The organism is Streptomyces hokutonensis, from assembly GCF_042751305.1.
Classification (GTDB): Bacteria; Actinomycetota; Actinomycetes; order Streptomycetales; family Streptomycetaceae; genus Streptomyces; species Streptomyces hokutonensis_A.
The window spans coordinates 150,901-175,460 of the sequence record NZ_JBHYWD010000011.1 but is presented as its reverse complement, the minus strand read 5'-3'; the positions used below and the strand labels follow the sequence as shown (position 1 = coordinate 175,460).

General features: G+C 71.4%; 26 protein-coding genes and 1 pseudogene. 14 read left to right on the top strand and 13 right to left on the bottom strand.

The window, feature by feature from the left end; all coding sequences use genetic code 11:
• Positions 1–147: 147 nt before the first annotated feature.
• Entirely contained in the window at positions 148–444 is a 297-nt protein-coding gene (locus ACFXC1_RS28250; RefSeq protein WP_381247311.1) for an SHOCT domain-containing protein, read from the bottom strand.
• Between the two features lie 190 nt (positions 445–634).
• Between ACFXC1_RS28250 and ACFXC1_RS28245 the strand changes: the two genes are divergently transcribed.
• The 5 genes from ACFXC1_RS28245 to ACFXC1_RS28225 all read left to right on the top strand — a co-directional run bounded on the left by ACFXC1_RS28245 (position 635) and on the right by ACFXC1_RS28225 (position 3,790).
• The gene (locus ACFXC1_RS28245; protein WP_381247309.1) at positions 635–1,204 is read left to right on the top strand and encodes a TetR/AcrR family transcriptional regulator; all 570 of its coding nucleotides are present in this window, start codon (positions 635–637) and stop codon (positions 1,202–1,204) included.
• A gap of 16 nt (positions 1,205–1,220) precedes the next feature.
• The gene (locus tag ACFXC1_RS28240; protein ID WP_381247306.1) at positions 1,221–1,616 is read left to right on the top strand and encodes a (R)-mandelonitrile lyase; all 396 of its coding nucleotides are present in this window, start codon (positions 1,221–1,223) and stop codon (positions 1,614–1,616) included.
• Positions 1,617–1,627: 11 nt separating this feature from the next.
• A complete protein-coding gene (locus tag ACFXC1_RS28235) occupies positions 1,628–2,221 on the top strand; it encodes a DUF4865 family protein (RefSeq protein WP_381247304.1) in 594 nt (197 codons plus the stop codon).
• Entirely contained in the window at positions 2,218–3,135 is a 918-nt protein-coding gene (locus tag ACFXC1_RS28230; RefSeq protein ID WP_381247302.1) for a phosphotriesterase family protein, read from the top strand. The genes ACFXC1_RS28235 and ACFXC1_RS28230 overlap by 4 nt, the downstream gene beginning before the upstream one ends.
• Positions 3,136–3,196: 61 nt before the next feature.
• Positions 3,197–3,790, top strand: coding sequence for a hypothetical protein (locus ACFXC1_RS28225; RefSeq protein ID WP_381247300.1), 594 nt, complete (start codon positions 3,197–3,199; stop codon positions 3,788–3,790).
• A gap of 7 nt (positions 3,791–3,797) precedes the next feature.
• Here ACFXC1_RS28225 and ACFXC1_RS28220 read toward each other — a convergent pair whose 3' ends face one another.
• Entirely contained in the window at positions 3,798–4,532 is a 735-nt protein-coding gene (locus ACFXC1_RS28220; RefSeq protein ID WP_381247775.1) for a hypothetical protein, read from the bottom strand.
• Here ACFXC1_RS28220 and ACFXC1_RS28215 point away from each other — a divergent pair.
• Entirely contained in the window at positions 4,422–4,868 is a 447-nt protein-coding gene (locus ACFXC1_RS28215) for a LysR substrate-binding domain-containing protein (protein WP_381247771.1), read from the top strand. The two genes, ACFXC1_RS28220 and ACFXC1_RS28215, sit on opposite strands and share 111 nt — an antisense overlap.
• Before the next feature lie 22 nt (positions 4,869–4,890).
• Here ACFXC1_RS28215 and ACFXC1_RS28210 read toward each other — a convergent pair whose 3' ends face one another.
• From ACFXC1_RS28210 to ACFXC1_RS28195, 4 genes are all read right to left on the bottom strand, one after another.
• Positions 4,891–6,072, bottom strand: a complete 1,182-nt coding sequence (locus ACFXC1_RS28210; protein ID WP_019069577.1) for an SPFH domain-containing protein — start codon at positions 6,070–6,072, stop codon at positions 4,891–4,893.
• 9 nt (positions 6,073–6,081) lie between these two features.
• Positions 6,082–6,333 (bottom strand): hypothetical protein, encoded by a 252-nt coding sequence (locus ACFXC1_RS28205; protein ID WP_381247297.1) that lies wholly within the window; start codon positions 6,331–6,333, stop codon positions 6,082–6,084.
• Between the two features lie 106 nt (positions 6,334–6,439).
• Positions 6,440–7,654, bottom strand: a complete 1,215-nt coding sequence (locus ACFXC1_RS28200; RefSeq protein ID WP_381247294.1) for an ROK family protein — start codon at positions 7,652–7,654, stop codon at positions 6,440–6,442.
• A 136-nt stretch (positions 7,655–7,790) separates the two neighbouring features.
• Positions 7,791–8,432 carry an alpha-ketoglutarate-dependent dioxygenase AlkB family protein gene (locus tag ACFXC1_RS28195; protein ID WP_381247291.1) on the bottom strand — a complete coding sequence of 214 codons (642 nt, stop codon included), beginning with the start codon at positions 8,430–8,432 and terminating at the stop codon, positions 7,791–7,793.
• A gap of 78 nt (positions 8,433–8,510) precedes the next feature.
• Here ACFXC1_RS28195 and ACFXC1_RS28190 point away from each other — a divergent pair, with 78 nt between their 5' ends.
• Positions 8,511–9,644, top strand: coding sequence for a methyltransferase (locus ACFXC1_RS28190; protein WP_381247768.1), 1,134 nt, complete (start codon positions 8,511–8,513; stop codon positions 9,642–9,644).
• Here ACFXC1_RS28190 and ACFXC1_RS28185 read toward each other — a convergent pair.
• Positions 9,634–10,497: a class II fructose-bisphosphate aldolase gene (locus tag ACFXC1_RS28185; protein ID WP_381247288.1), complete on the bottom strand. Its 864-nt coding sequence runs from the start codon at positions 10,495–10,497 to the stop codon at positions 9,634–9,636. The two genes, ACFXC1_RS28190 and ACFXC1_RS28185, sit on opposite strands and share 11 nt — an antisense overlap.
• Positions 10,498–10,514: 17 nt before the next feature.
• Positions 10,515–11,396, bottom strand: coding sequence for an SIS domain-containing protein (locus tag ACFXC1_RS28180; protein ID WP_381247285.1), 882 nt, complete (start codon positions 11,394–11,396; stop codon positions 10,515–10,517).
• 122 nt (positions 11,397–11,518) lie between these two features.
• On the opposite strand from ACFXC1_RS28180, the gene ACFXC1_RS28175 reads away from it, so the two are divergent.
• The gene (locus ACFXC1_RS28175; RefSeq protein WP_381247283.1) at positions 11,519–12,316 is read left to right on the top strand and encodes a DeoR/GlpR family DNA-binding transcription regulator; all 798 of its coding nucleotides are present in this window, start codon (positions 11,519–11,521) and stop codon (positions 12,314–12,316) included.
• A 75-nt stretch (positions 12,317–12,391) separates the two neighbouring features.
• Here ACFXC1_RS28175 and ACFXC1_RS28170 read toward each other — a convergent pair whose 3' ends face one another.
• Positions 12,392–12,844 (bottom strand): phospholipase, encoded by a 453-nt coding sequence (locus ACFXC1_RS28170; RefSeq protein ID WP_381247281.1) that lies wholly within the window; start codon positions 12,842–12,844, stop codon positions 12,392–12,394.
• 241 nt (positions 12,845–13,085) lie between these two features.
• On the opposite strand from ACFXC1_RS28170, the gene ACFXC1_RS28165 reads away from it, so the two are divergent.
• Both ACFXC1_RS28165 and ACFXC1_RS28160 read left to right on the top strand, forming a co-directional pair.
• Positions 13,086–14,057: an ATP-binding cassette domain-containing protein gene (locus ACFXC1_RS28165; RefSeq protein WP_381247278.1), complete on the top strand. Its 972-nt coding sequence runs from the start codon at positions 13,086–13,088 to the stop codon at positions 14,055–14,057.
• Entirely contained in the window at positions 14,054–14,845 is a 792-nt protein-coding gene (locus ACFXC1_RS28160; RefSeq protein ID WP_381247275.1) for an ABC transporter permease, read from the top strand. Before ACFXC1_RS28165 ends, ACFXC1_RS28160 begins: the two co-directional genes overlap by 4 nt.
• Here the strand turns inward: ACFXC1_RS28160 and ACFXC1_RS28155 are convergent.
• The 3 genes from ACFXC1_RS28155 to ACFXC1_RS28145 all read right to left on the bottom strand — a co-directional run bounded on the left by ACFXC1_RS28155 (position 14,826) and on the right by ACFXC1_RS28145 (position 19,792).
• Positions 14,826–17,948, bottom strand: a complete 3,123-nt coding sequence (locus tag ACFXC1_RS28155) for an ATP-binding protein (protein WP_381247273.1) — start codon at positions 17,946–17,948, stop codon at positions 14,826–14,828. The genes ACFXC1_RS28160 and ACFXC1_RS28155 overlap by 20 nt on opposite strands.
• Positions 17,949–18,023: 75 nt before the next feature.
• Positions 18,024–18,749 (bottom strand): TIGR03943 family putative permease subunit, encoded by a 726-nt coding sequence (locus ACFXC1_RS28150; protein WP_381247270.1) that lies wholly within the window; start codon positions 18,747–18,749, stop codon positions 18,024–18,026.
• Positions 18,746–19,792, bottom strand: coding sequence for a permease (locus ACFXC1_RS28145; RefSeq protein WP_381247267.1), 1,047 nt, complete (start codon positions 19,790–19,792; stop codon positions 18,746–18,748). The genes ACFXC1_RS28150 and ACFXC1_RS28145 overlap by 4 nt, the downstream gene beginning before the upstream one ends.
• Before the next feature lie 49 nt (positions 19,793–19,841).
• On the opposite strand from ACFXC1_RS28145, the gene ACFXC1_RS28140 reads away from it, so the two are divergent.
• Complete coding sequence (locus ACFXC1_RS28140) at positions 19,842–20,684, top strand: PhzF family phenazine biosynthesis protein (protein ID WP_381247264.1); 843 nt, start codon at positions 19,842–19,844, stop codon at positions 20,682–20,684.
• Here ACFXC1_RS28140 and ACFXC1_RS28135 read toward each other — a convergent pair.
• Positions 20,681–21,388, bottom strand: a complete 708-nt coding sequence (locus tag ACFXC1_RS28135; RefSeq protein ID WP_381247261.1) for a FadR/GntR family transcriptional regulator — start codon at positions 21,386–21,388, stop codon at positions 20,681–20,683. The two genes, ACFXC1_RS28140 and ACFXC1_RS28135, sit on opposite strands and share 4 nt — an antisense overlap.
• A gap of 306 nt (positions 21,389–21,694) precedes the next feature.
• Here ACFXC1_RS28135 and ACFXC1_RS28130 point away from each other — a divergent pair, with 306 nt between their 5' ends.
• The 3 genes and pseudogenes from ACFXC1_RS28130 to ACFXC1_RS28120 all read left to right on the top strand — a co-directional run.
• Complete coding sequence (locus ACFXC1_RS28130; RefSeq protein WP_381247258.1) at positions 21,695–22,591, top strand: proline iminopeptidase-family hydrolase; 897 nt, start codon at positions 21,695–21,697, stop codon at positions 22,589–22,591.
• A 68-nt stretch (positions 22,592–22,659) separates the two neighbouring features.
• Positions 22,660–24,384, top strand: coding sequence for an ABC transporter substrate-binding protein (locus ACFXC1_RS28125; RefSeq protein WP_381247255.1), 1,725 nt, complete (start codon positions 22,660–22,662; stop codon positions 24,382–24,384).
• Positions 24,381–24,560: pseudogene (locus ACFXC1_RS28120) on the top strand (hypothetical protein); the annotation flags it as partial. The gene ACFXC1_RS28125 and the pseudogene ACFXC1_RS28120, both read left to right, overlap by 4 nt.

Genomic DNA, 24,560 nt, shown 5'->3' with positions numbered 1-24,560 from the left:
ACGGGGTGGCTCCCTTCTCCGCGGTGACGGGGCGGGCGGGTACGTCTAGGACACCACGGCCCTGGGCCCCCCGGGGGGTGTCGCCGCCGCCGTACACCTTGACGGCGTCGACGACCCGCGCGGCCGTGCGGGTGGTGGTCGCGGTGGTCATGCCGGGCCGCCTCCCTTGCCGACCCGGCCGAACTGCTCGTCCAGGACGGACAGCCGGCGCCAGTACTCGTCCTCGTCGATCTCGCCTGAGGCGAAGCGGCGGCCGAGTACGGCGAGCGGGGAGTCGCCGGTGGGGCGGGGGTCGGCCATGGCACGCCAGGGGGCGGCGCGTCCGCGCCATGCGGTGCGGCGGAGGACGGTCACCACGCCGACCACTACGGCCGCCCAGATCAGCGGGAAGAACAGGATCCACGGGCCGGGGCCGCCGCCGTTCCAGTTCGCCAGAGTCTGCATGTCGATTCATCTCCCTGAGATGAGCCCCGGGTGGGGCTTCCGGTGATGTATCGAGACTGGCTCCGGGGAGGGGGGCGGGTCGTCGTACGGCCAGCGGCAGTGTGTGTACCTCCCGGGGAGTATGTGGGGTCGTTCCGACTGCTCCTTAAGGTCTCGACTTCTGTAACTACTAGTATGTACAGTCGGCTGCATGAGCACCCCGGAGCGGTTGATCGAGTCCACCCGCGAGCTGTTGTGGGAGCGCGGTTACGTGGGCACCAGTCCCAAGGCGATCCTTGAGCGCGCGGGCGCCGGGCAGGGCAGCATGTACCACCACTTCAAGGGCAAGCCGGATCTGGCGCTGGCCGCGATCCGGCGGACGGCCGAGGAGTTGCGGGCTACCGCCGAGGGAGTACTCGACGGGCCGGGCACGCCGTACGAACGGATCGAGGCGTATCTGCGCCGTGAGCGCGATGTGCTGCGCGGGTGTCCGGTCGGGCGGCTGACCATGGATCCGGATGTCATCGCCAGCGCCGAGTTGCGCGAGCCGGTGGATGAGGCGCTCGACGCCATCCGTGAGCGGCTCGCCGGAATCGTCGAAGAGGGCAAGGAGCAGGGGCAGTTCGGGGCGGAGCTGGACGGCGAGGAGATCGCTGCGACGATTCTCGCGACCGTGCAGGGTGGGTACGTCCTGGCCCGCGCGTCGGGTTCGCCCGGCGCGTTCGACGCGGGCGTCCGAGGACTGCTCTCCCTTCTCACCCCGCATCGCTCCACTCCCTGAATAGGAGTCCAAGCAAGTGCAGATCACCAGGAAGCGCCCCGACACTCGGCAGGGTCCGGCGGAGAACTTCACCGGCACGGTGTGGCTCGACGAGCTAGCCGCGCCCGAACCGCCGTCCCGGATACGGATGTTCAGCGTGCACTTCACGCCCGGCGCGCACACCGCGTGGCACACCCATCCGCACGGCCAGGTGCTGTACGTGACGGAGGGCGAGGGACTCGTGCAGCGCAGGGGCGGTGCCGTGGAGGCGATCCGCGCGGGCGACACCGTGTGGATCGAACCGGGCGAGTGGCACTGGCACGGCGCCGGACCGCGCACGTTCATGACGCATCTCGCCGTCGTCGAGGCGGCCGAGGACGGCACGACCGCCGACTGGCACGAGCACGTCGACCCCGCGAACTACCCCTCCTGAGGAGGCACTTGATGCACGCCATGCAGTACGAACTCACCCTGCCCGCCGACTACGACATGGGCATCATCCGGGGGCGGGTGGCGCGCGTCGGGCATCTGCTCGACGACTGGGACGGGCTCGGCTTCAAGACGTATCTGCTGCGCGAACGCGGGGTGCACGGCTCGCCGGTCAACCAGTACGCGCCGTTCTATCTGTGGAACACGGTGGAGGGCATGAACCGCTTCCTCTGGGGCGGCGCCTTCCAGCGGCTCGCCGACGACTTCGGGCGGCCGGAGGTTCGACAGTGGACCGGCCTCGCCTACGAGGAGGGCGGGGCCGCGGGCTCCCCCGCCGCCGTCGCCGTGCGCAGCCGGCGGCGGATACCTGAGGGGGTGGAACTGGCCGCGGTCATGGAGGACGCGGTCGATGAGACCCGGCGGCTGGCCGGGGAGGACGGCGCGGTGCTCGCTGCGGCGGCCGTCGACCCGCGCGGCTGGGAGCTGGTGCACTTCTCTCTCTGGGAACTCTGGGAGCCCGACGGACCGAAGGCGGAAGGGGATGTGTTCCAGGTGCTGCATCTTTCGGCGCCGGGGCGGGGCGCCTTGCCGCGTGGTCGGCAGTGGTGAGTGGCGTCGGCGTCGTCCGTACGGTGCTGGGGGATGTGCAACCCGGGGAGCTGGGGGTGTGCGACGCGCACGACCATCTCTTTCTGCGCAGTCCGCGACTCCCCGGCCAGGAATTGGGCGATGCCTCGGCCGCACGCGCCGAGTTGACGGCGTTCCGTTCCGTCGGCGGTGGCGCTGTCGTGCAGTGGACGCCGTACGGGATGGGGCGCCGGGTGGCCGACCTGCCGGTGCTGTCGCGGGCGACGGGTGTGCACGTGGTCTGCGCGACCGGGCTGCACCAAGCGGCCCACTACAGCCCGGAGTTGCTGGAGAGCCTGCGCGGCAGGCTGGCCGACGTCTTCGTCGCCGAACTGACGGAGGGCGTCGGCCCGTCCGGTGTCCGTGCCGGGATCATCAAGGTGGCGGGCGGCTTCCACGGCCTCGACGCGCACGCCGGGTGGACGATGTCCGCCGCGGCCGAGGCACACCGGGCGACGGGTGCGCCCATCGCCGTCCACCTGGAGTTGGGCACGGGCGCGCTCGACGTACTCGACCTGCTGTGCGGGGAGTTGGGCGTCGAACCGCACCGGGTGATCCTGGGCCACCTCAACCGCTCCCCCGACTTCGTGGTCCAGCGCCAGGCCGCTGAAACGGGCGCCTACCTCGCGTTCGACGGCCCGTCCCGGGCGAACCACGCCACGGACTGGCGTATGCCGGACGGGGTGCGGGCGTTGGCCGAGGCCGGTTTCGGTGACCGGCTGCTGCTCGGCGGGGACACGGTGGTCGCGGGCGCGCGTTCGGTGGACGGCGGGCCGGGGATGCCGTATCTACTGCGGCGGATCGCGCCACGACTCGCGCTGGAGCTGGGTGATGAGCTGGTGGGGCGCATCCTCAGGGAGAACCCCGCGCGGGCTTTCGCCGTCGGCTGGCCTTGAGACGAGAGTGCGGTACGCCTCCTCGGCGGAGTCAGTCGTCGGGGGTTGGCGAGGGCCCGATATGTTCGACCTCAGCGGCCTGGGCCTGCTGCACGCCTCGCTCTTCACCGACCTGTGCCTGCGCCACGTCAGGCCGCGCGTACGCCCGGTGCCCGTCGTGTCGGGGTTCCTGCTGATCCTGCTGGGCATCGCGGAGGCGTGGTCCCGCCCGAAAGCGGGCGCCGACGGCGAGACCACACAGGCCACCACCACACCGGACCCGCCGAAGGGCATGTGGGCACAACCACTCCAAGGTGCCCCGAGTCGCCTGGCTGCTCTTCCTCACGCGTGTGCGGCAGGACCGGAAGGGGACCATCACGGGCCGCACCGTCCAGATGACCGGTTTCGTCACGCCCGCCAGAGGAAGCACCTCCTGGGACCTGATCCGCATCATGATCCGTGCCGCGCTGCGGACGCCCAGTCCATCAAGGTGCGGGTCCACCGCATTCCGGCCCTGGCCGCCAACACCTGGGTGCCGATCACCGGGACCTGGCACGCGGGCGGAACCCTGGGTACGAGTTCCGCCCCGGCCGCGCTCGACGGCGTCACCGTCGAGAAGGTCGCCAAGCCGGTGAACGCCTACCAGGACGCCTTTCCGTTCCCGACCTCACGGTGACGGATGCCTAGGCCACGGAGATGTCCACGGACGGCCGCAGTTTCGCCGCCGCAACTAGCGCTTCGTGCACGGGGTGGGTGTCGAAGGCCGTCAACAGGGCCTCGTTCGGCGGGAGTTCGGACGCCGGGTAGGCGATCTGCTCGTAGGCCGCCTGGAAGCGCGGACCCCAGCGGCGGGTGCCCAGGCGGGCCGTACGGGAGCAGTTGTCGACCATGTACGCCACATCGCGGGCGTGCATGTACGGCAGCAGGGAGTCGACCGCCTCGATGACGGACTCGTTGACGATCTCGGACCAGGGGTGGCCGCGCTCGGCGAACTCGTCGACCTGGGCGGTCATCGTCGCCACGAACACCCCGGCGGTGAACGGCTCGACGGGCAGGGCGCGTTCGGCCCGGCGGGCGCGGACCTCCGGTCCTGCGGCCCACATGGGTGAGCCGCCGATCCCGCTCATCTCCCGTGCGCCGAGCCGCCGTTCGGCGAGGACGACGCTGCGCAGTTCGGTGCCGTCGGCGACCTCGTCGTAGATCTCGGCGACGAGCTCGCGGGCGGGGCCGTAGGTCGCCGAGTACGCGCGGTCGAAGACCTCGCGTCCGGCCGGGTCCAACTCCTCGCGGACGGCGCGGAGTCCGGCGTGCGAGATGGTCTGGGCGATGGGTCCGGTGACGTTCTCGCAGGAGCGCTCGTACGCGGTCACCGGGTCGTCGCCGGACAGGCGGTAGCGCGTGTAGAGGCTCTCGACGATGCCGTGGACCGCGCCGAGCAGGATGGCGCGCTCGCCGACGATGTCGGAGCGGTGGTCCGGGAGGCGGCCGACCGCCGGTTCCGGGCCCGGGGTACGACACCGGACGTGGCCTGTGAACCGGACGGCCACGAGGGGCTGTTGACGCTGGTCGCGCTGGGCTGCGGGACGGGTGTGGTGCCCCGGCTGGTGCTGGAGTGCAGTGCCGTACGGGAGCGGCTGGCGGTCGTCGCGGCGGATCCCGCGCCGGAGCCGCTCCCGATCGGGCTGTGCGTGCGGCGGGCCGATCTGCGCCGCCCGCTGGTGGCGACGCTGTGGAGCCTCACGGCTCCCTGGTAGGACCGGCCGCCTCGCGCGTTTGCTAGTCGAGGTCCACCGGACCGTCGTCCTTCTTGTCGTCCTTCTTCGCCGGGAGCTGGAGCAGGTTCTTGACGTCGTCGCCGGGGCGGCGGCCGTCGTTGTCCGCGTTGCCCAGGTTGCCCCGGACCGAGTCGAGGATCGTGAGGCCCTGCGAGACCAGACCGGCCGCGATCTCGCCGAGGCCGTCCGCGCCGTTGAGGACGTTGACGTTGGCGCCGGCGAGGCCGCCCGCCGCTTCCTTCACGATCTGCGGGAGCTGGTCGATCAGCATGCGGTCGAGCGCGACCCGGTCGTAGGAGGCCGCCGCCTCGGCCTGGATCTTCATCCGGTCGGCCTCGGCGATGGCGAGCAGCTTGATCCGCTGCGCCTCGGCCTCAGCCGGCTTGACGATCTCGGCGACGAGCTGCTGCTGGCGCAACTCGGCCTGGCGCTGGGCCAGTTCGGTCTGCGCGGCGAGCACCTCCTGCTGGGCGTGTGCCTGCGCCAGCGGTCCGGCCTGCGCGGCCTGCGCCTGGGCGCGGTCCACCTCGGCCGAGTACTCGGCCTTGACGACGGCGGTCTGCCGGGCGTACTCGGCCTGGTTGCGGGCCGCGACCTGCTGCGCCTCGGCCGAGGCCTGCGTGGCCTGGGCCTGGGCGATCTGGGCCTGGCGCTGGATGGCCGCCTTGTGCGGGGCGGACATGGCCTCGATGTAGCCGGTGTCGCCGTCGTCGATGGACTGGATCTGCAGCGAGTCCACGATCAGGCCGATCTTGGCCATCTCGATCTTCGAGGTGTCCAGGACCTCGGCGGCGAGCTTCTGCCGCTCGGTGACGATCTCCTCGACGGTCATCGAGCCGATGATGGACCGCAGGTGACCGGCGAAGATCCGGCCGGTCAGCACCGACATCTGGTCCTGGTCGGACAGGAAGCGCTGGCCGGCGTTGATGATGCTCTCGGTGTCGTTGCCGACCTTGAAGGCGATGACGGCGCGGACGTTCAGGGCGATGCCCTGCCGGGTCACGCAGGTCTCGGTGACCTCTGCCTCGCACATCGCCAGGGTGAGGAAACGGGTCTTGCGGAAAACCGGGAGCACGAACTTTCCGTGCCCCGTCACCACTCGGAACGGCGCGCCCCCCAGTCCCCGCCTGCCACCCGAGATCAGCATCGCCTCATCGGGAGCGGGAACGCGGTAACCGAACATTGGTACTCCTCACTCTGCGCCGGCGGGGTCCCCGCCCAGCGCGTCCAATGGATCCACCCATTCGATGACGTGGACCTCACGACCCCCACGCGACTCGATCACGAGCACGGTCGCCCCCGTGGGCAGAGGATCGTCAGACCAGGCGAGGAAGGTCTCGGAGCCGCCGCGGACGCGCACCAGGATCTCGCCGGGGCCCGCGTTTCCACGGGTTCCGATGATCACCTGCCCCGTGCATCCGATCACGGGATCATCCTGCGGCATCACCGGCCGCCTCCATCCTCTGGCCTTAGGTTTCCGACGATAGACCTACTCTGCCCCGGCTCCCAACGGGCTCGTCAATTCCTTCCGTCACGTGCCGTCCGCGCGGTCAGGAAAGAGCCGCCAGCGGGTCGTCGAGCACGGGCTGCCACGCCAACTCGGCGGCGCCCACCAGGCTGTTGTGGTCGAGGGTGCAGGCGAGGATCGGCACGCCCCCGCTCTGCCCCCACAGACTGCGGTCGGCGACGACCGCCCGCAGCCGCTCCGGGTCGGCGTCGAGCAGGGTGCGGTGCAGTCCGCCGAGGATGATCCGGTCGGGGTTGAGGATGTTGACCAGCCCGGCGAGACCCAGCCCCAGCCGGTCGATGAGGGTCTCTGCTGCCCTGCGGACGGACGGGTCGTCGTAGTGGTGGCGGATCAGGTCGTTGGACTCCTGGAGCAGGGACACCTCGGGACCGGGCTCACGACCGGCGGCCGTGAGGAAGGCGAGAGGGTCCGCCTCGACGTCGAGACAGCCGCGGCTGCCGCAGTAGCAGGGGCGGCCGTCGGGGTTGACGGTGAGGTGTCCGACTTCGAGCGCGAGCCCCGAACTCCCCGTGTGCAGACGCCCGTCGAGCACCAGCGCGCCGCCCACACCCCGGTGTCCGGTCGCCACGCACAGCAGATCGCGGGCGCCCCGGCCCGCGCCGTGCCGGTGCTCGGCGAGCGCGGCCAGGTTGACGTCGTTGCCCGCGAACGCCGGTCCGGTGAGGCCGGCCGCGCGCACGCACTCGGCGAAGATCTGCCGTACGGGCGCGCCTGCGGGCCAGGCCAGGTGCAGCGGGTTGAGCGCCAGTCCGTCGGGCTCGGCGACGGCGGACGGTACGGCGAGTCCGGCGCCCACGCAGCGCCGGCCCGTCTCGCGCAGCAGATCCGCACCGGCCTCGACGACCGAGCCGAGCACCTTCGCCGGGTCGGCGTCGACGGCCTCGCATCCGGGGGCTGTCGCCACGATCCGGCCGCCGAGACCGACCAGCGCGGCGCGGAAGCCGTCGGCGTGCACCTGGGCGGCGAGGACGACGGGGCCGTCCTCGGCGAGCGCGAGCCGGTGCGAGGGGCGGCCCTGCGAGCCTGCCGCCGCGCCGGGCCTCGCGTCGACCCTGATCAGGCCCAGCGCCTCCAGCTCGGCGGCGACCGCGCCGGCCGTCGCACGGGTCACGCCGAGTTCGGCGGTCAGCACGGCGCGGGTGGGGGCGCGGCCGGTGTGCACGAGTTCCAGTGCGGGGCCGAGGGCGCCGCGTCCTCGGTCCAGCCGCGCTCTTGAGGTTGTCCCTTCGCCGCTCATGAGGGGGAGTCTCCCATGATCCGTAGAGAGCCGTTCGGGGTCGTGTTCACAGTTGCGGCCGATGAGGGCTGGTCGCGCCCGCGCGGCGGAGCCGCATATCGACACAGCCCCGCGCCCCTGCACAACGCACCCTCGCTCAGAAGCCACTGACCCTCAGCGTCACGTTGAGTCTCCCCTTGAGCCCCAACTCCCCCGGCGCCGTGCCCTCGTGCACCTTCGGCACCCCGTGGTACGCCAGCCTCGACGGCCCGCCGAACACGAACAGGTCCCCGCTCCTCAACTCCACGTCCGTGTAAGGCTTCGTGCGGGTCTCGGTGTTGCCGAAGCGGAAGACGCAGGTGTCGCCGAGGCTGAGGGAGACGACCGGTGCGTCGGACTTCTCGTCGCTGTCGCGGTGCATGCCCATGCGGGCGTCGGCGTCGTAGAAATTGATCAGGGCGATGTCGTACGACGCGGTCGGCGCCCCCAGGGTGTCGGCGACCGCCCGCCGGCCCAGTTCGTCGAGCCAGGGCGGGAACGGCTTCACGGGGGTGCCGTCGCCGTCGGTCGTCGTGCGGGAGTAGGCGTACGGATACCAGTGCCAGCCCAGGCAGACCTGGCGGGCGGTCATCGTGCCGCCGCCCGGGGTACGGACCGTGCGCAGGCCGGCAGGCGGGTGGGCCCACTCGCGGCAGGCCGTCAGGAGATCGCGTTGGCGGGCCGGGTCGAGCCAGTCGGGGACGTGCACCGCGCCCGGCGCGATCTCCGTGCGGGCCCGGGGAAACAGCTCGGCGTCCATGCGCTCCATCCTGCCCCGACCGGCCGTGAGCTGGTACTCGGTTAGCCTTGGCGCACGATGGACGACCATATCGACCGCATGACGACTCCGTGGGGCGACCGCGCCCTGGCCCGCTTCCCCGAGGACCCGCGCGACCGGCTGCGCGCCTGGGACGCCTCCGACGAGTACCTGCTGCGACATCTCGCCGCACAGGACACCCCGCTGTCCGGCACGGTCGTGATCGTGGGCGACCGCTGGGGCGCCCTGGCCACGGCGCTCGCGCGGTACGGCCCGGTGCAGATCACGGACTCGTTCCTCACCCAGGAGGCGACGAGGGCGAACCTGGCACGGAACGAGGTCGCCCCGGATTCCGTACGGCTGCTCACCACCCAGGACCCGCCGCCCGAGCGCGTCGATGTGCTGCTGGTCCGGGTGCCGAAGAGTCTCGCGCTGCTGGAGGACCAGTTGCTGCGGCTGGCGCCCGCGGTGCACGCCGGCACGGTCGTCGTGGGCACCGGCATGGTGAAGGAGATCCACACCTCGACGCTGAAGCTGTTCGAGCGGATCCTCGGCCCGACCAGGACCTCGCTGGCCGAGAAGAAGGCCCGGCTGATCCACTGCTCGCCCCGGTCGTCGGGGGTCCGTGCCACCAATCCGTGGCCGCACAGCTACGCCCTGCCCGACGGCATCGGGGTCGTCTCCGGGCACACCGTGGTCAATCACGCGGGTGTGTTCTGTGCCGAGCGCCTCGACATCGGCACGCGGTTCTTCCTCCAGCACCTGCCGTCAAGTCGCGGTCCGCGCCGGGTCGTTGACCTGGGGTGCGGAAACGGTGTCGTCGGTACGGCGGTGTCGCTGGCCGATCCGGAGGCCGAAGTCCTGTTCGTGGACGAGTCGTTCCAGGCGGTGGCGTCCGCGGAGGCCACGTACAAGGCCAACGGGGTGCCGGGGCAGGCCGAGTTCAGGGTCGGGGACGGGCTGACCGGGGTCCCGGCCGACAGTGTGGACCTGGTGCTGAACAACCCGCCGTTCCACTCGCACCAGGCGACGACCGACGCGACGGCCTGGCGGATGTTCAGCGACGCTCGGCGCGCGCTGCGGCCGGGCGGCGAACTCCACGTGATCGGCAACCGGCATCTCGCCTATCACGTGAAGCTGAAGCGGTTGTTCGGCAACAGCCAACTCGTCGCCAGCGACCCGAAGTTCGTGGTGCTGAAGGCCGTCAAACGCTAGGTCGTCCCGTGAGGACGCCGATGATCCGGGCGACCGCCCCGGCCATCGCCTCCCGCCCGGCGCTCAGGTACTTGCGGGAGTCGACCGCCTCGGGATGCTCGGCGAGGTAGGCCCGGATCGCGCCGGTCATCGCGAGGTTGAGGGCCGTGCCCACGTTGACCTTGGTGATACCGCCCGCGACGGCCGCGATCAGCTCGTCGTCGGGGACTCCCGAGGAGCCGTGCAGGACGAGGGGGACGTCCAGGGTGGCGGCGAGCCGCTTGAGGAGGTCGTGGTCGAGGGTGGCCGTACGGGTGGTCATGGCGTGCGTGCTGCCGATGGCGACGGCGAGGGCGTCGACGCCGGAGTCGGTGACGAAGGCGCGGGCCTGGGCGGGGTCGGTGCGGGCGCCTGGTGCGTGGGCGTCGAGGGGCGGCTCGCCGTTCTTGCCGCCGACCTGCCCCAACTCTGCTTCGATCCACAGCCCTTGGGCATGTGCCCAGTCGGCGGCGGCGCGGGTCGCGGCGAGGTTGTCGGCGTAGGGCAGGCGGGCGGCGTCGTACATGACGGAGCTGAATCCGGCGCCGGGCGCCTGCCGGAGCAGGTAGTCGCTCTGGACGTGGTCGAGGTGCAACGCGACGGGTACGGCGGCCCGTTCGGCGGCGGCGACGGCCGCGCGGGCGAGCGGGAGGAGGCGGCCGTGGCGGAACTTGACGGCGTTCTCGCTGATTTGGAGGACGACGGGGCTGTCGGCGGACTCGGCGCCGGCGATGACGGCCTCGATGTGTTCCAGCGTGATGATGTTGAAGGCGGCCACGGCGGAGCGGGCCTCGGCGGCACGGGTGACGAGTTCGCCGGTGGTGACGAGGGGCACGGCCTGTCCCGTTCCTTTCAGGGGGCGAGGATCACCGAGCGGGTGAGGTGGCGCGGGCGGTCGGGGTCGAGGTCGCGGTGTGCGGCGACGGCGACCGCGAGGCGCTGGGCGCGGACGAGTTCGGCGAGCGGGTCGAGGCCGCCCTCGATCCACAACCCGCCGGTGGCGCGCACCTGTTGGGCGAGTCCCTCGGGCGCCTCGCCGAGCATCCAGGTGGCGGTGCCTTGGGTGGTGATGCTGATCGGGCCGTGCCGGTACTCCATCGCCGGGTAGGCCTCGGTCCAGGACAGCGAGGCATCGCGCATCTTCAGCCCGGCCTCGTTGGCGAGCCCGACGGTCCAGCCGCGGCCCAGGAAAGTGAACTGGGTGCAGGCGACGAGCTGTTGGGGCAGTTCGGCGGCGAGTGCGGTACGGGCGTCGGCGACGACGGTGTCGGTGTGCAGGCCCAGGTGGGCGCGGAGCAGGGTGACCGCGGTGGTCGCGAACCGGGTCTGCACCACGGAGCGTTCGTCGGCGAAGTCGAGCAGGACGATCTCGTCGGCGGCCGTCATGACGGGCGTGTGCGGGTCGGCGGTGATCGCGGTGGTGCGGGTGCGGCCCTTCAACTGACCCAGGAGTTCCAGTACTTCGGTGGTGGTACCGGAGCGGGTGAGGGCGAGGACCCGGTCGTACGGGCGGCCGTGCGGGAACTCGGAAGCGGCGAAGGCGTCGGTCTCGCCCCGGCCCGCTCCCTCGCGGAGGGCGGCGACGGCCTGGGCCATGAAGTACGAGGTGCCGCAGCCGACGATCGCGACCCGCTCCCCCGGCGCCGGCAGCACATCCCGGTACCCCGGCGCCTCCGACGCGGCGCGTATCCAGCACTCGGGCTGACTCTTCAGCTCGTCCTCGACATAGGTCATGCCGTTCCCTCCCCGGATATGCTCGTTCCTGCAAGATATAGCGAGCTTTCGAGCACAATCAAGCAATCGGACCAAGGAGACGTGCGCTAGGGTCGCGGAGAATCGAGGAACGGAGAGTGCGGATGTCGCGCGACGCCCGCTGGAAGGCGCTGCTGGAGCTGCTCGTGGAGCGCGGGCGGCTCGACGTCGAGGAGGCGGCCACCGACCTCGCAGTGTCGGCCGCCACGATCCGCCGCGACTTCGACCAGCTCGCCGAGCAGCAGATGCTGGTGCGCACCCGGGGCGGCGCCGTGGTGCACGGGGTGTCGTACGAGCTGCCGTTGCGTTACAAGACCGCCCGGCACGCCTCCGAGAAGCAGCGCATCGCCAAGGCGGTCGCGGAACTCGTCGCACCGGGCGAGGCGGTGGGCCTGACCGGCGGCACGACGACCACGGAGGTGGCCCGCGCCCTGGCCGTGCGCGGTGACCTCACGTCCGGAGCCCCCGGAAGCTCCGGATCGCCCGCACTGACCATCGTGACCAACGCGCTCAACATCGCCAACGAGCTCGCCGTACGGCCCCAGTTCAAGATCGTGCTGACCGGCGGCGTCGCGCGCCCGCAGTCGTACGAACTCGTGGGGCCGCTCGCGGACGGTGTGCTGTCGCAGATCACCGTCGATGTGGCGGTGCTCGGTGTGGTGGCCTTCGACGTGACACACGGCGCGGCGGCCCACGACGAGGCGGAGGCCGCGATCAACCGGCTGCTGTGCGAGCGCGCCGAGCGTGTCATTGTCGCGGCCGACTCCAGCAAGCTCGGCCAGCGGGCCTTCGCCCGGATCTGTTCGGCCGAGTCGGTGGACACGCTGGTTACGGACACGGCGGTGGAGAGTGAAATGGCAAGGCGGTTCGAGGAGGCGGGAGTTCGGGTCGTCGCGGTGTGAAACCGCCTCGCCTGAGACGGAGTTGCGGGACGCCGGCAGTCGACGCCCCGCACTGGCCGACCGGTTGACGACCCGTCAGCCGAAGACCTTCACGGCCTGGTAGTACGTCCACGCCGTGCTGTTGCAGGCGGTCGCGGTGGCCCCGCTGTACGCGGCGCAGACGCGCTTGAGGTCCTCGTAGAAGGCGCTGTCCAGCCGCGACTTGTTGGCGTCGAAGCTGCCTGCGGCCTTGTAGTTGCGGTAGCCGAAGTCGTGGCGGGCGCAGGACGTGGCGAAGGGGAAGCCGAAGGGGTTGTCGGGCGAGTCGGAGCAGTAGTCGGTGGACCAGTCGAACTCGTAGGCGGACCATGCGGTTTGGTTGGCGCGGGCGGCGGCCCAGAGGCCGTAGCTCGACGCGCTGGTCTGCGTCCAGCTGGAGAGGACCTGGGGTTTGTCGGCGGGTACGGCGGTGGCGGCTGTAGCGGTGGCGACGACGGCGACCAGGGCCAGAGTCGAGGCGGCGAGACCGGTGGCGAGTCTGCGGTGCATCCAACACCTCCATGAGACCGCGATCCGTCCGTCGGATCGCAGGTTCATGACAAGATGATTTCCGGCTCGACCCCGCCTTCACACCGCATGTGCCCCAATGACCCGTTAACTCTCGGATGTGCCGGGAGATCAGGACATGAACCCCGTGGGAGCGACCGGCGGCGGGCCCGGACGACCGGTTCCGGGGCAGTGAAACCGTCGTGAAACCGCGCTGAATGCGGCCTGCCGCACGCTCTGCGGCATGACTTCAACGACATCGCACTCACTCGGCATCGCGGCCAAGGGGCTGCGCAAGGCCTACGGGGACAAGACGGTCCTCGACGGCATCGACCTGGCGGTACCGGCCGGCACTGTGTTCGCCCTGCTCGGCCCGAACGGCGCCGGCAAGACCACCGCCGTCAAGATCCTCTCCACCCTCATCGCCGCCGACGCGGGCGAACTGCGCGTCGGCGGCCACGACTTGGCCGTGGACCCGCAGGCCGTACGGGCCGCGATCGGCGTCACCGGGCAGTTCTCCGCCGTCGACGGTCTGATCACGGGCGAGGAGAACATGTTCCTCATGGCCGATCTGCACCATCTGCCGAGGAAGGAGGGGCGGCGGGTGGCCGCCGAACTGCTGGCGCGCTTCGACCTCACCGAGGCCGCGAAGAAGCCCGCCTCCACCTACTCGGGCGGTATGAAGCGCCGCCTCGACATCGCCATGACCCTGGTCGGCAGCCCGCGGATCATCTTCCTCGACGAGCCGACCACCGGCCTCGACCCGCGCTCCCGCCACACCATGTGGGGCATCATCCGCACGCTGGTCGCCGACGGGGTCACCGTCTTCCTCACCACCCAGTACCTGGACGAGGCCGACGAACTCGCCGACCGCATCGCGGTGTTGAACGACGGCAGGATCGCCGCCGAGGGCAGCGCCGAGGAACTCAAGCGGCTCGTCCCCGGCGGACACGTCCGGCTCCGCTTCACCGACCCGGCCGCCTACCAGTCCGCCGCCTCCGCCCTGCGCGAGGTCACCCGCGACGACGAGGCGCTGTCGCTCCAGATCCCGAGCGACGGCAGCCAGCGCGAACTGCGGGCCGTCCTCGACTGGTTGGACGCCGCCGGCATCGAGGCCGACGAGCTGACCGTGCACACCCCCGACCTCGACGACGTGTTCTTCGCCCTCACCGGCGACAGCAAGATCCCCCACCAGGCCAAGGAGAACGTCCGATGAGCACTCTCGCCCTCGCCGTCCGCGACTCGTCCACGATGCTGCGCCGCAACCTGCTGCACGTCCGGCGCTACCCGTCGATGACCCTGAACCTACTGCTCACCCCGATCATGCTGCTGCTCCTCTTCGTCTACGTCTTCGGCAACGTGATGAGCGCGGGCATCGGTGGCGGCGGCGCCGACCGCTCCGACTACATCGCCTATCTCGTCCCTGGCCTCCTGGTGATGACCATCGGCAGCACCGTGATCGGCGCCGCGGTCTCCGTATCCATGGACATGAACGAGGGGCTCATGGCCCGCTTCCGCACGATGGCGGTCTACCGCGGCTCCGTCCTCATCGGGCACGTCGTCGGCAGTGTGCTCCAGGTCCTCGCCAGTCTGATCCTCGTCGGTGCCGTCGCCGTGGCCATCGGCTTCCGGTCCACGGACGCCACCGTCCTGGAGTGGCTGGCGGCCTTCGGGCTGCTAGCGCTCTTCGCCCTGGCGCTCACCTGGATCGCGGTAGGGATGGGCATGGCCAGCCCCAACCCCGAGGCGGCCAGCAACATGGCGACGCCGCTGATCCTTCTCCCGCTCATCTCCAGCGCCTTCACCCCGGCCGACACGATGCCGGGCTGGTTCCAGCCGATCGCCGAGTACCAGCCCTTCACCCCGGCCATCGAGACCCTGCGCGGTCTGCTGCTGGGCACCGGGATCGGCAACAACGGGTGGATCGCGCTCGCCTGGTGCGTCGGGCTCACCGTGCTCGGCTACCGCTGGTCGACGGCACAGTTCAACCGCGACCCGAAGTAACCGCCATGACAGCGCGGGCCGCCTCCCGCAGCTCGTCCCGCTCCAGGGCGGCGTACTCCGACACCGCGTCGGCGTACGCCGCCCCGTCGGCGTCCCGGGCCGCCCGCCGGGCACGCTCCGCCGACATGGTGGGCTGGAAGTCGCGCAGCACCCGCAGCCGTTCGGCGAGTGCGATCAGCCGTACGGCGGAGGCGTCGCCGGAGACGATCCCGGCCATGCCGAGGGCGTGCAACCCCGTCCCGAACACGGGGAGTTCCATGGGCGAGCGGGCCGGACCCGCGAGCAGGGTGCGCAGCCGCCGGCGCAGCCGGTCGGCCACATCCGTGACGAGCCCGAGCCGGTCGGCGTGCGCGTGAGCCGTCACCGCCGCCGACTGGACCTGGAGCAGCCACCGGTCGTAGAAGGGGTCGTCGTTCTGCGCCGAACCGGCCTCGGGGATCGCCTCCACGTTGCGGCGCCACAGGCCGAGTCCGACCTCCGTCAGCCCGCGGGCGAGTGCGATCTCGGCACGGCCGCCGAAGTCGGGGCTGTAGACGTCGTCCTTGTGCGCGGGGTTGCGTTCCTCCGCCTGCCGCAGCCAGTACTCGGCCTCGTCGGGTTCGCCGCGCTGCAGACAGGCGAGGACGAGGCCCCAGCGGACGCCGATGGAGTCGTGCTCGTCACCGAGGCGCGGCAGCGCCGCGAGCGCCGCCCTGAGACTCTCGTACGCGGCCTCGCCCTGCTCCGTCTGCAGGCACAGCTCGCTCAGCCGGGCGTGCCCGAGGACCTGGAGGAAGGGGTGGTCGACCGGTGCCAGTGCCTCGATGCTGCGCCGGGCGGAGGCGAGCGAGCGGTCGATGTCGTGCTCGTACTCCCACACATAGGTGGCGACGCACTCGGCGATCCCGGCGAGCAACGGCCGCTCGCTGTCGCAGAGTTCGCGCAGCACGCCGTAGTCCGGGGGCAGCATCTCGGGGACCGCGCCCAGCACGGCCGAGATGGCGCGCAGCAGGGTGTCCGGCGGTGCCGGCGGCAGCCGCCGGAGGGTGACGAGCTGCCGTACGACTTGCGGGCCGAAGCCCATGAAGAGGCTCGCCGTGCACAACACCGCCGCGGCGCGGGCGACTTCGACGTACTCGGGCTCGGGATGGTAGTGCGACAGCGGCGGGCCGGTGTCCGCCGCGAGCGCGGTGAGGCGGGGGTAGCTGGAACCCGTCGACCACAGGGCGGCGAGAACCGCGGTGAGGGCGGCGATGGTGGGACAGTCCGTACGGGCCAGGGCGTACCGCAGGGCCAGCACGAGGTTGTCCTGCTCGCCCCTGATCCGCTCCCAGGCGGCGCGCGGCTCCGAGCCGAAGAACCAGTCGTGGTACGCGACTCCGAAGTCCCGTGCCCAGAGCAGGAATTGGTCTACGGCCGTCTCGTCCTCGCCCGCCTCGGTGCGCCGGGCCGCGCTGAACTCCCGTACGGTCTCCAGCATTCGGAACCGTACGCCCGCCGGGGTGTCGGCGACGGTGAGCAGGGACTGGTCGGCCAGTTGCTCCAGGAGGAACAGCGGGTCCTCGCCGAGGACTTGCTCCGCGGCCTCGGCGAGGAAGCCGCCGGGGAAGACGGAGAGGGTGCGCAGCGCGGCCCGGGCGTCCTCCGCGAGGAGGTTCCAGCTCCACTCCACGACCGCGTGCAGGGTGCGGTGTCGCTCGGGTGCGTCCCGCGCGCCGCCGCGCAGCAGGGCGAACCGGTCGCCGAGGCGCCGGGCGATGTCCGGCACCGAGAGGACCCGGACCCGCGCCGCGGCCAGCTCCACGGCGAGCGGCAGCCCGTCGAGGTGGCGGCACAGCTCGGTCACCGCGTCCGACGGCAGCTCCACGCCGGGGCGGGCGGCGCGCGCCCGCTGGGTGAACAGTTCGACGGAGGTGGCGAGGCCCAGCTCCGGGAGCGCGTACACCGCCTCCGAGGTCAGGCCCAGCGGGGCGCGGCTGGTGGCGAGCACCCGCAGGTCCTTCGAGGACGAGACAAGGGCCTGGACGAGGGCCGAGGCGCCCCGGACGATCTGCTCGCAGTTGTCGAGGACCAGCAGCGCGGGGCCGGTGCCGAGGATGCCGAGGATGGCGGTCACCGGGTCGCCGGAGGCGGGGCCGCTCATCCCGCCCGCGCCGAGCGCGGAGGCCACCTCGGCGGTCACGTCCGCGTCGGCCGTGACACCGGCGAGCGGCACGAAGTACACGACACGCTGTTCGGCCCGGCGGCTGACGGCGTGCGCGAGCCGGGTCTTGCCGAGTCCGCCGGGGCCCACGACGGTGACGGCGCGGGAGGTGCCCAGCGCGCGCTCGACGGCCGCGATGTCCTCGTCCCGGCCGAGGAGCGGGTTCGGTTCGTGCGGCACGCCGTGTCGGACCACCGGTGCCTCGCCGTTCAGCAACTCCTTGTGCACGGCCTTGAGTCCGGCGCCGGGGTCCGTGCCGAGGTCGTCGCGGAGTTCCCTGCGGTACGCCTCGTAGCGCATCAGCGCGGCGGACGGCCCCGCCGACGCGGCCTCGCCGCGCAGCAGTTCGGCGAGCACCTCCTCGTCGCGGGGATGTTCCGCGGCGGCCTCGGCGAGCGGGCCGGCCGCCTCCGCGTGCCGTCCCAGGCGGGCGAGCGCGAGGGCCCGCGCGCGGACGAGCGCGGCGTGGACGGGGGTGCGCTCGGCGCGCAGTACGGCCACCGGGTCGGCGCTGTCGGGGTCCCCGTCGGGGGTGCCCTCCCACAGGGCGAGCCCGGCCTCGGCCGCGGCCAGCGCCGCCGCGTGGTCCCCGGCCCTGGACCGGTCGGCGCTGACCGTGGCGTGCAGCAGCAGGGCGGAGCTGTCGACCTGGTCCTCGGCGAGGGTGAGCCGGTAGCCGGTCGGGGTGCTGGCGATGACCTCGGCGCCCAACTGTGCCCGGGCCCGGGACACCAGGACCTGGACCGCCTTGCCCGGCCGCTCCGGCAGCTCGTCCGGCCAGAGCCCCGCCACCAGCCGCTCGGTGCTGCAGCCGGTGCGGAGGTCGCCGGCGAGCAGCGCGAGGAGACCGCGGAGCCGGGGCGCGGTGACTTCCTGTCCGCGGTGGGCGACGCGGGGCAGCAGGGTCAGATCGGTGGTCACCCGTGCAGGTTAACCAAGGTCGGGGCGTCGTGACTCCTGCGGTCCGAACGCCCGTGTCGGCAGCGGCAGTTCGCGTTACCGGGTGGGTGTGAGGGGCAGGTCGTCCGTGAAGGCGTTGACGGGTTGTGCGATGGGCCGGGTGCCGTGGACGTCGAGGGCCGCCGCCGCGGACTTCGTGCCGAGGGCGCCCTGGGTGTGCCAGGTTCCGGTGACGGCCAGCCAGGTGTTGGCGGGCGGCGCGGGGGTGCCGTACATCCGGATCTTGACCGTCTGGGCGTCGGCCGCGCAGCAGGTGAAGATGATGCGGGTCAGGTCCCAGCCGCCGTGTCCCGGTGTCACGAAGCCGGTCATCTCGACGGTACGGCCCTTGATGGCGCGTTCCTTGTCCTGCTGGACCCGGGTGGTGAAGTCCGTGAGGGTCATCGGGAGGGGTGAAGTCGCGGGCAGTGCGGCGAACCGCTTCTGCTGCTTGACGGTCTCGCTGCCGGCGTGCGCGGCCGTGTAGGCGCCGAGGGCGGGCGGGGCGTAGAGGAGGAGGCTGAGCGCGGGGACGAAGAGGAGCCAGGCGATGCGGGGTGCGGTGGAGTGGTCGTGTCCGTGAGCGTGGTCCTCCTTCTCACCGCTGTCGTGGTCGAACGCCGCGTGGGCCAGGCCCAGGAGCAGGAGGAGGACGCCGGAGACGATCAGCAGCGGGCGCAGGCCCTCCTTGACGTAGCGCAGGTAGAGGTCGGTGAAGAGGGCGGTGTGCAGCAGGCCCAGGCCGGTCAGGATCAGGAGGGTGATCTGTGCGGTGCGCTTCACAGCAGGGCGCCTCCGATCAGGACGCTGGCGGCGACGGCCACGACCGTGGTCGCGGTGGAGAAGCGGACCGCGAACGCGCGGCCGAAGGTGCCCGCCTGAAGGGCGATCAGTTTCAGGTCCACCATGGGGCCGACGACCATGAAGGCCAGCCGGGCAGTGGGTGAGAAGCCTGTGAGGGAGGCCGCTACAAAGGCGTCGGCCTCGGAGCAGACCGCGAGGACGACGGCGAGCGCGGCCAGGAACAGCACGGACAGCCAGGGCGAGCCGGAGAAGGTGTCGAGGACCGAGCGCGGGACGCTCACGTTGAAGGTCGCCGCGGCCATCGCGCCCAGTACGAGGAAGCCGCCCGCGTGCAGGAAGTCGTGCTGGAAGCCGAGCCGGAACTCGGTGAAGCGGCTGTGTCCGTGCTGGTGTCCGGTGTGCCGGACGACCGGGCGCAGCCATTCCGTACGGCCGAGCCAGAGCCAGAGCCAGCCCATGACGGCGGCGGTGGCGAGCGAGGCGAGCAGCCGGGCCAGCACCATGGCGGGGCTGCCGGGGAAGGCGACGGCGGTGGCGGTCAGCACGATCGGGTTGATCGCGGGCGCCGAGAGCAGGAACGCGAACGCGGCTGCCGGGGTGACGCCCCGGCGGATCAGACTGTTCGCGACCGGCACGGACGCGCATTCGCAGCCCGGCAGGACGGCTCCGGCGAGTCCGGCCACGGGGACGGCGAGCACGGCACGCTTGGGCAGCACCTTGGTGAACAGGTCGGCCGGCACGAACGCGTTGATCGCCCCGGACAGGGCGGTGCCGAGGAGGAGAAACGGCAGCGCCTGCACGGTGATGGCCAGGCAGACGGTGCGCCAGGCGGCCACGGCGGGGCCGTTCAGCCACGGCGTGCCCGACAGCAGGAGGGCGCAGACGGCGAGGCCGAGGGCGGTGACGAGCGCCGTCGTCGGCGGGGGTCTGCGCGGGAGGCGGCGGCGCCGCCGCTCGGTTGGGTGGACGGTGGCCGGGGCCACCGCCTCCGTCACATCAAGCAGCTCATCCGTTTTTGGCATATTTGCTCCGAATGTCTGATGTTGCGACAGAACATAGTACGGTTCTCGCGTGATCAGCCGACTGTCCGTCACGATCGTCCGCGCGTGTCTGCGCGGGGGCGCCGGCGGAAGCCCCACCGCGGTGCTGGACGAAGTGCCGTTGAGCGACGGCGAGCGGCGCCGGGTGCCGGTCCTCGCGGGGACCTCGCACGCCGTCTTCGTCTCGGTGCGCGGGTCCGAGGTGTCACTCCGCTTCTTCACCGCCGAGGGCGAACTGCCCGCGTGCGGCCACGGTACGGTCGCCGCCCTGGCGTACCTCGCGGACCGTTCCGGAGGCGCGGAGCACCGGGGCACCCTGCGTGCGGCGGGGCGTTCGTTCGCCGGATGGGCCGTACGGAAGGGGGCACGGTTCCGTGCCGTCTTCGAGCCGGGTCCCGTCGAGTTGCGCGAGCCGACCCCGGACGAGTGCGCGCACGTCCTGCCCCCGTTGGGCATCACTCCGGACGCGATCGTCCAAGGCGCCCGCGTGGCCTCGGCCGGGCGGGCGCGACTGCTCGTCCCGGTCGCCTCACGCACCGAACTCGCGGCGCTGGCACCGGACTTCGAGGGGCTCCGCGCGGCCTGCGACCGGTTCGGGCTGCTCGGCTGCTACGTCTACTCGGCGCCGGAGCACTCCGGTCGGCTCGCGGCACGCATGTTCGCGCCGTCGATCGGCGTCCCGGAGGACATCGCGAACGCCAACAGCACCGCATGCCTCGCCGCCGACCTGGCCGAACGCGGCATCACCGAGATCGCCGTCGACATGGGCGACTCCCTGGGCAGCCCGGCCACGATCACCGCGAGCGCGCGGCCCGTGCTGCGACTGGGAGGGACCGCTGAAGTGGCCGTTCCCGTACGGGAGTTGGGCCTCTAGCGGGCCCGGACCCGCTCCAGTACGTCACGGATCAGGCCGGCGCTGATCGTGAAGTGGCCGCGGGCGATCTCCTCGGCGCGCTCGGGCTCGCCCGCCGCGATGGCCTCGTACAGGGCCTTGTGGTCCTCGCCGCCCTGGTGGAAGTGGGTCTGCTCGCCCTTGCCCCAGGGTTCGACGGGGAAGCCGAGGCTGATGCGGGCCAGCAGGTCCTGGCTGAGCATGACGATCTGGGGGTTGCCCGTGGCGGCACGGACGGCCTGGTGGAAGGCGCTGTCGGCGGTGTGCGCGTCGCGCGGGGTGCTCGCGTTGAGGTAGGCGGACAGGGCGTCCCGCATGGGGTCGAGGTCCTTCGGGCCGCGGCGCCGGGCGGCCGTGGCGGCGACCATGCCCTCGACCAGGCCGCGCAGGTCGAAGAGCTGCTCGAACTCCTCCCAGCGGGGCAGCAGGGTGTGCCGGACGGCGGCGGCCGTCGACTCGGTCCAGCTGTCGCGGACGTAGGTCCCGCCGTTGCGCCCCCGCCGGATCTCGACCACACCCACAGCCTGGAGGCGGGCGACCGCCTCGCGCACGGTGGGGCGGCTGACCCGGAGCAGGCCGGTGAGTTCACGCTCGGCGGGCAGCCGTTCGCCCGGCAGGAAGTCGCCGACGGCGATCGCGGTGAGCAGCCGGTCGGACACCTCGTCGACCGCCGAGGCCACCCGCACCGGGCGCAGCGCGGAGGACGGGGAGCCGCCGAGGAGGACGCGGTCGAGGACGCGTGAGAACTCGTCCCCGGCTTCGGATGCCTCAGGTACGGATGTCAGCTGTCCTCCCCCTTCAGTGCCACTTCTGTAAACGCGGGCGGGCCACGTGAACTCGTCGTTACGTCTTGCCCAGCCCCCGCTAAAAGGTCTTGTGCGCTGACCTTTTACCCAATCACTATCGCAGCCATCCGTCACATCCTTTTCGTTTCAGCCAGAGGCCAGGCCCGGAACTCGGCCTGGCGGACGGCCCTCCTGGGAGGCCCTCGCGTGGCGATTCCCGAACCGAATCACACCGGCACCGTCGACTTCAACGGCCATTCCACCTGGTACCGGATCACCGGCACGCCCGGCAGGACACCCCTGGTCGTCCTGCACGGCGGCCCCGGCGCCGGTCACAACTACACCCTCAGCATCGCGGGCATCGCCGAGCAGGGCCGCCAGGTGGTGCACTACGACCAGCTCGGCACCGGGCTCTCCACCCATCTGCCCGACGAGGGCGCCGACTTCTGGACCGTCCAGCTCTTCCTCGACGAACTCGACAACCTCCTCAAGGAGTTGGGCATCGCCGACTCCTACCACCTCCTCGGCCAGTCCTGGGGCGGCATGCTCGCCGCCGAGCACGCCGTACGCCGGCCGGCGGGGCTGCGCGGCCTGGTCATCGCCAACTCCCCCGCGTCCATGGAGCTGTGGCTCGCTGCGGCGGCCGAACTTCGCGGCCAGCTACCGCCCGAGGTTCAGCGGACGCTGCTCGCCCACGAGGCGGCCGGGACCACCGACCACCCCGACTACCTCGCCGCCGAGCAGGTCTTCAACGAGCGCCATGTGTGCAGGCTGATCCCCAACCCGCCCGAGGTGCAGGCGACTTGGGAGAACATCGCGGCCGATCCGACCGTGTACCACACGATGAACGGGCCCAACGAGTTCCATGTCGTCGGCACGCTCAAGGACTGGTCCGTGATCGACCGGCTGCATCTGGTCGAGGCACCGACCCTGCTGGTGTCCGGCCGGTACGACGAGGCGACTCCCGAGACGCTGCGCCCCTTCGCCGATCACATCCCCGACGTGCGCTGGCACATGTTCGAGCGCTCCAGCCACATGCCGCACGTCGAGGAGGAAGAGCTCTACCTCCGGGTCGTGGGCACGTTCCTCGACTCCACCGACTGAGCCTTCGGCCGATCCCACGGCCCACCCCGGCCGACCCAACAGCCCTTCCTCCGACGGGAGTTCCCTGGATGTCCCGCAGCACGAGACGGAGCGCGTTCGCCGCCGCCACCGTCGCCCTCGCCCTGACCACCGCCGCCTGTTCGTCCTCCGACGACAGCTCCTCCTCCGGCCCGACCACGTCGTCGTCGGCGTCCGGCACTTCCGCCTTCCTGCCGCAGCACAAGGGCGGCACGCTGAAGCTGGTCGCCCACGCGGCCGCCGGCAGCCTCGATCCGCAGGTCAACTACACCCTTCAGTACTGGCAGTTGTACCAGTCGATGTACGACGGACTGCTGTCGTTCAAGAAGGTGGGCGGACAGTCGTCGTTCACGGTCGTCCCGGACCTGGCCGCGACGATGCCGAAGGTCACCAACGGCGGGAAGACGTACACCTTCACGCTCCGCAAGGGCATCACCTTCTCCAACGGCAAGGCGCTGACGACCGACGACGTGGTGGCGTCCTTCCAGCGCATCTTCAAGGTATCCAGCCCCACCGCGGGCACCTTCTACAACGGCATAGTCGGCGCCACCGCCTGTCTGAAGACGCCCGCGTCCTGCACGCTCAAGGGCGGCGTGACCGGTGACGCGACGGCGAACACGGTCACCGTCAACCTCACCGCGCCGGACTCGGAGTTCCCGTACAAGCTGGCCGTCCCGCACGCCAGCATCGTGCCGAAGGACTCGCCGACGAAGGACGCGGGCACGAAGCCGCTGCCGACGACCGGCCCGTACATGGCGGCGTCCTACGATCCGAACCGTGAGCTGAAGCTGGTGCGCAACCCGCACTTCAAGGAGTGGTCGCGGGAGGCCGAACCGCAGGGGTACCCGGACCAGATCGACTACACCTTCGGGCAGACCGTCGAGTCCGAGGTCACCGCCGTCGAGAACGGTCAGGCGGACTGGATGTACGACCCGCCGCCCGCCGACCGGCTCAACGAGATCGGCACCAAGTACACGTCCCAGGCGCATGTGAACCCGCTGACCGCGTTCTGGTACGCGACGCTGAACGTCAACATGGCCCCGTTCAACAACAAGTTGGCGCGCCAGGCCATCAACTGGGCCGTGGACCGGTCCGCCGTGGTGCGGCTGTACGGCGGCACCAACCTCGCCTCCCCCGCGTGCACGATCCTGCCGCCGGGCTTCCCCGGGCACGTCGACTCCTGCGACTACACCAAGGGCGGCGGCAAGACCTGGACGGCCGCGGACCTCGCCACGGCCAAGGCGCTGGTGAAGCAGTCCGGTACGGCCGGGCAGGAGGTCGGCATCGTCACCCAGGACGACGACGTCAACAAGTCGATCGGGCAGTACCTGCAGAGCCTGCTCACCCAGCTCGGCTACAAGGCGACGCTCAAGCCGCTGTCGGCGAACATCCAGTTCACCTACATCCAGAACACCAAGAACAAGGTCCAACTCGCCCTGACCTCTTGGTACCAGGACTATCCGGCGGCCTCGGACTTCCTCAACGTGCTGTTCTCCTGCGCCGCGTTCCACCCGGGAAGCGACTCCAGCATCAACATCTCGGGCTTCTGCGACAAGGGCGTCGACGCGAAGATGCAGACCGCGCTGAAGACCGCCCAGACCGACCCGACGGCGGCCAACACGCAGTGGGGCGCGATCGACCAGACGATCATGCGGCAGTCGCCGGTCGTCCCGCTGATCAACCCGAAGATCATCGACTTCACGTCGAAGCGGCTGGGCAACTACCAGTTCAGCAAGCAGTTCTACATGCTCGTCGGCCAGACATGGGTCAAGTGAGCACCGCCGCACCCCAGTTGGCCGCCCCGGAGGCCCGGCGCTCGCCGGGCCCCTGGCGGACGGCCGGCGCCGACCGGTTGGGCCCCCGGGGGGCGGCCGGCGCGGGCGGGGGGCGGCGCGGCCGGGTGCTGGGGGCCCGGTGGGCCGCGCCGGTCGCCCGCCCCCACCCCCCCACC

Bases quoted from the DNA above. Each gene is read 5' to 3' on its own strand.
- ACFXC1_RS28225 (WP_381247300.1), top strand. From the start codon at position 3,197: ATGTTCGACCTCAGCGGCCTGGGCCTGCTGCACGCCTCGCTCTTCACC.
- ACFXC1_RS28205 (WP_381247297.1), bottom strand. From the start codon at position 6,333: ATGCCGCAGGATGATCCCGTGATCGGATGCACGGGGCAGGTGATCATC.
- ACFXC1_RS28170 (WP_381247281.1), bottom strand. From the start codon at position 12,844: ATGCACCGCAGACTCGCCACCGGTCTCGCCGCCTCGACTCTGGCCCTG.
- ACFXC1_RS28190 (WP_381247768.1), top strand. From the start codon at position 8,511: ATGACGACTCCGTGGGGCGACCGCGCCCTGGCCCGCTTCCCCGAGGAC.
- ACFXC1_RS28125 (WP_381247255.1), top strand. From the start codon at position 22,660: ATGTCCCGCAGCACGAGACGGAGCGCGTTCGCCGCCGCCACCGTCGCC.
- ACFXC1_RS28145 (WP_381247267.1), bottom strand. From the start codon at position 19,792: ATGCCAAAAACGGATGAGCTGCTTGATGTGACGGAGGCGGTGGCCCCG.
- ACFXC1_RS28165 (WP_381247278.1), top strand. From the start codon at position 13,086: ATGACTTCAACGACATCGCACTCACTCGGCATCGCGGCCAAGGGGCTG.
- ACFXC1_RS28180 (WP_381247285.1), bottom strand. From the start codon at position 11,396: ATGACCTATGTCGAGGACGAGCTGAAGAGTCAGCCCGAGTGCTGGATA.
- ACFXC1_RS28200 (WP_381247294.1), bottom strand. From the start codon at position 7,654: ATGAGCGGCGAAGGGACAACCTCAAGAGCGCGGCTGGACCGAGGACGC.
- ACFXC1_RS28250 (WP_381247311.1), bottom strand. From the start codon at position 444: ATGCAGACTCTGGCGAACTGGAACGGCGGCGGCCCCGGCCCGTGGATC.
- ACFXC1_RS28195 (WP_381247291.1), bottom strand. From the start codon at position 8,432: ATGGACGCCGAGCTGTTTCCCCGGGCCCGCACGGAGATCGCGCCGGGC.
- ACFXC1_RS28160 (WP_381247275.1), top strand. From the start codon at position 14,054: ATGAGCACTCTCGCCCTCGCCGTCCGCGACTCGTCCACGATGCTGCGC.
- ACFXC1_RS28235 (WP_381247304.1), top strand. From the start codon at position 1,628: ATGCACGCCATGCAGTACGAACTCACCCTGCCCGCCGACTACGACATG.
- ACFXC1_RS28175 (WP_381247283.1), top strand. From the start codon at position 11,519: ATGTCGCGCGACGCCCGCTGGAAGGCGCTGCTGGAGCTGCTCGTGGAG.
- ACFXC1_RS28245 (WP_381247309.1), top strand. From the start codon at position 635: ATGAGCACCCCGGAGCGGTTGATCGAGTCCACCCGCGAGCTGTTGTGG.
- ACFXC1_RS28210 (WP_019069577.1), bottom strand. From the start codon at position 6,072: ATGTTCGGTTACCGCGTTCCCGCTCCCGATGAGGCGATGCTGATCTCG.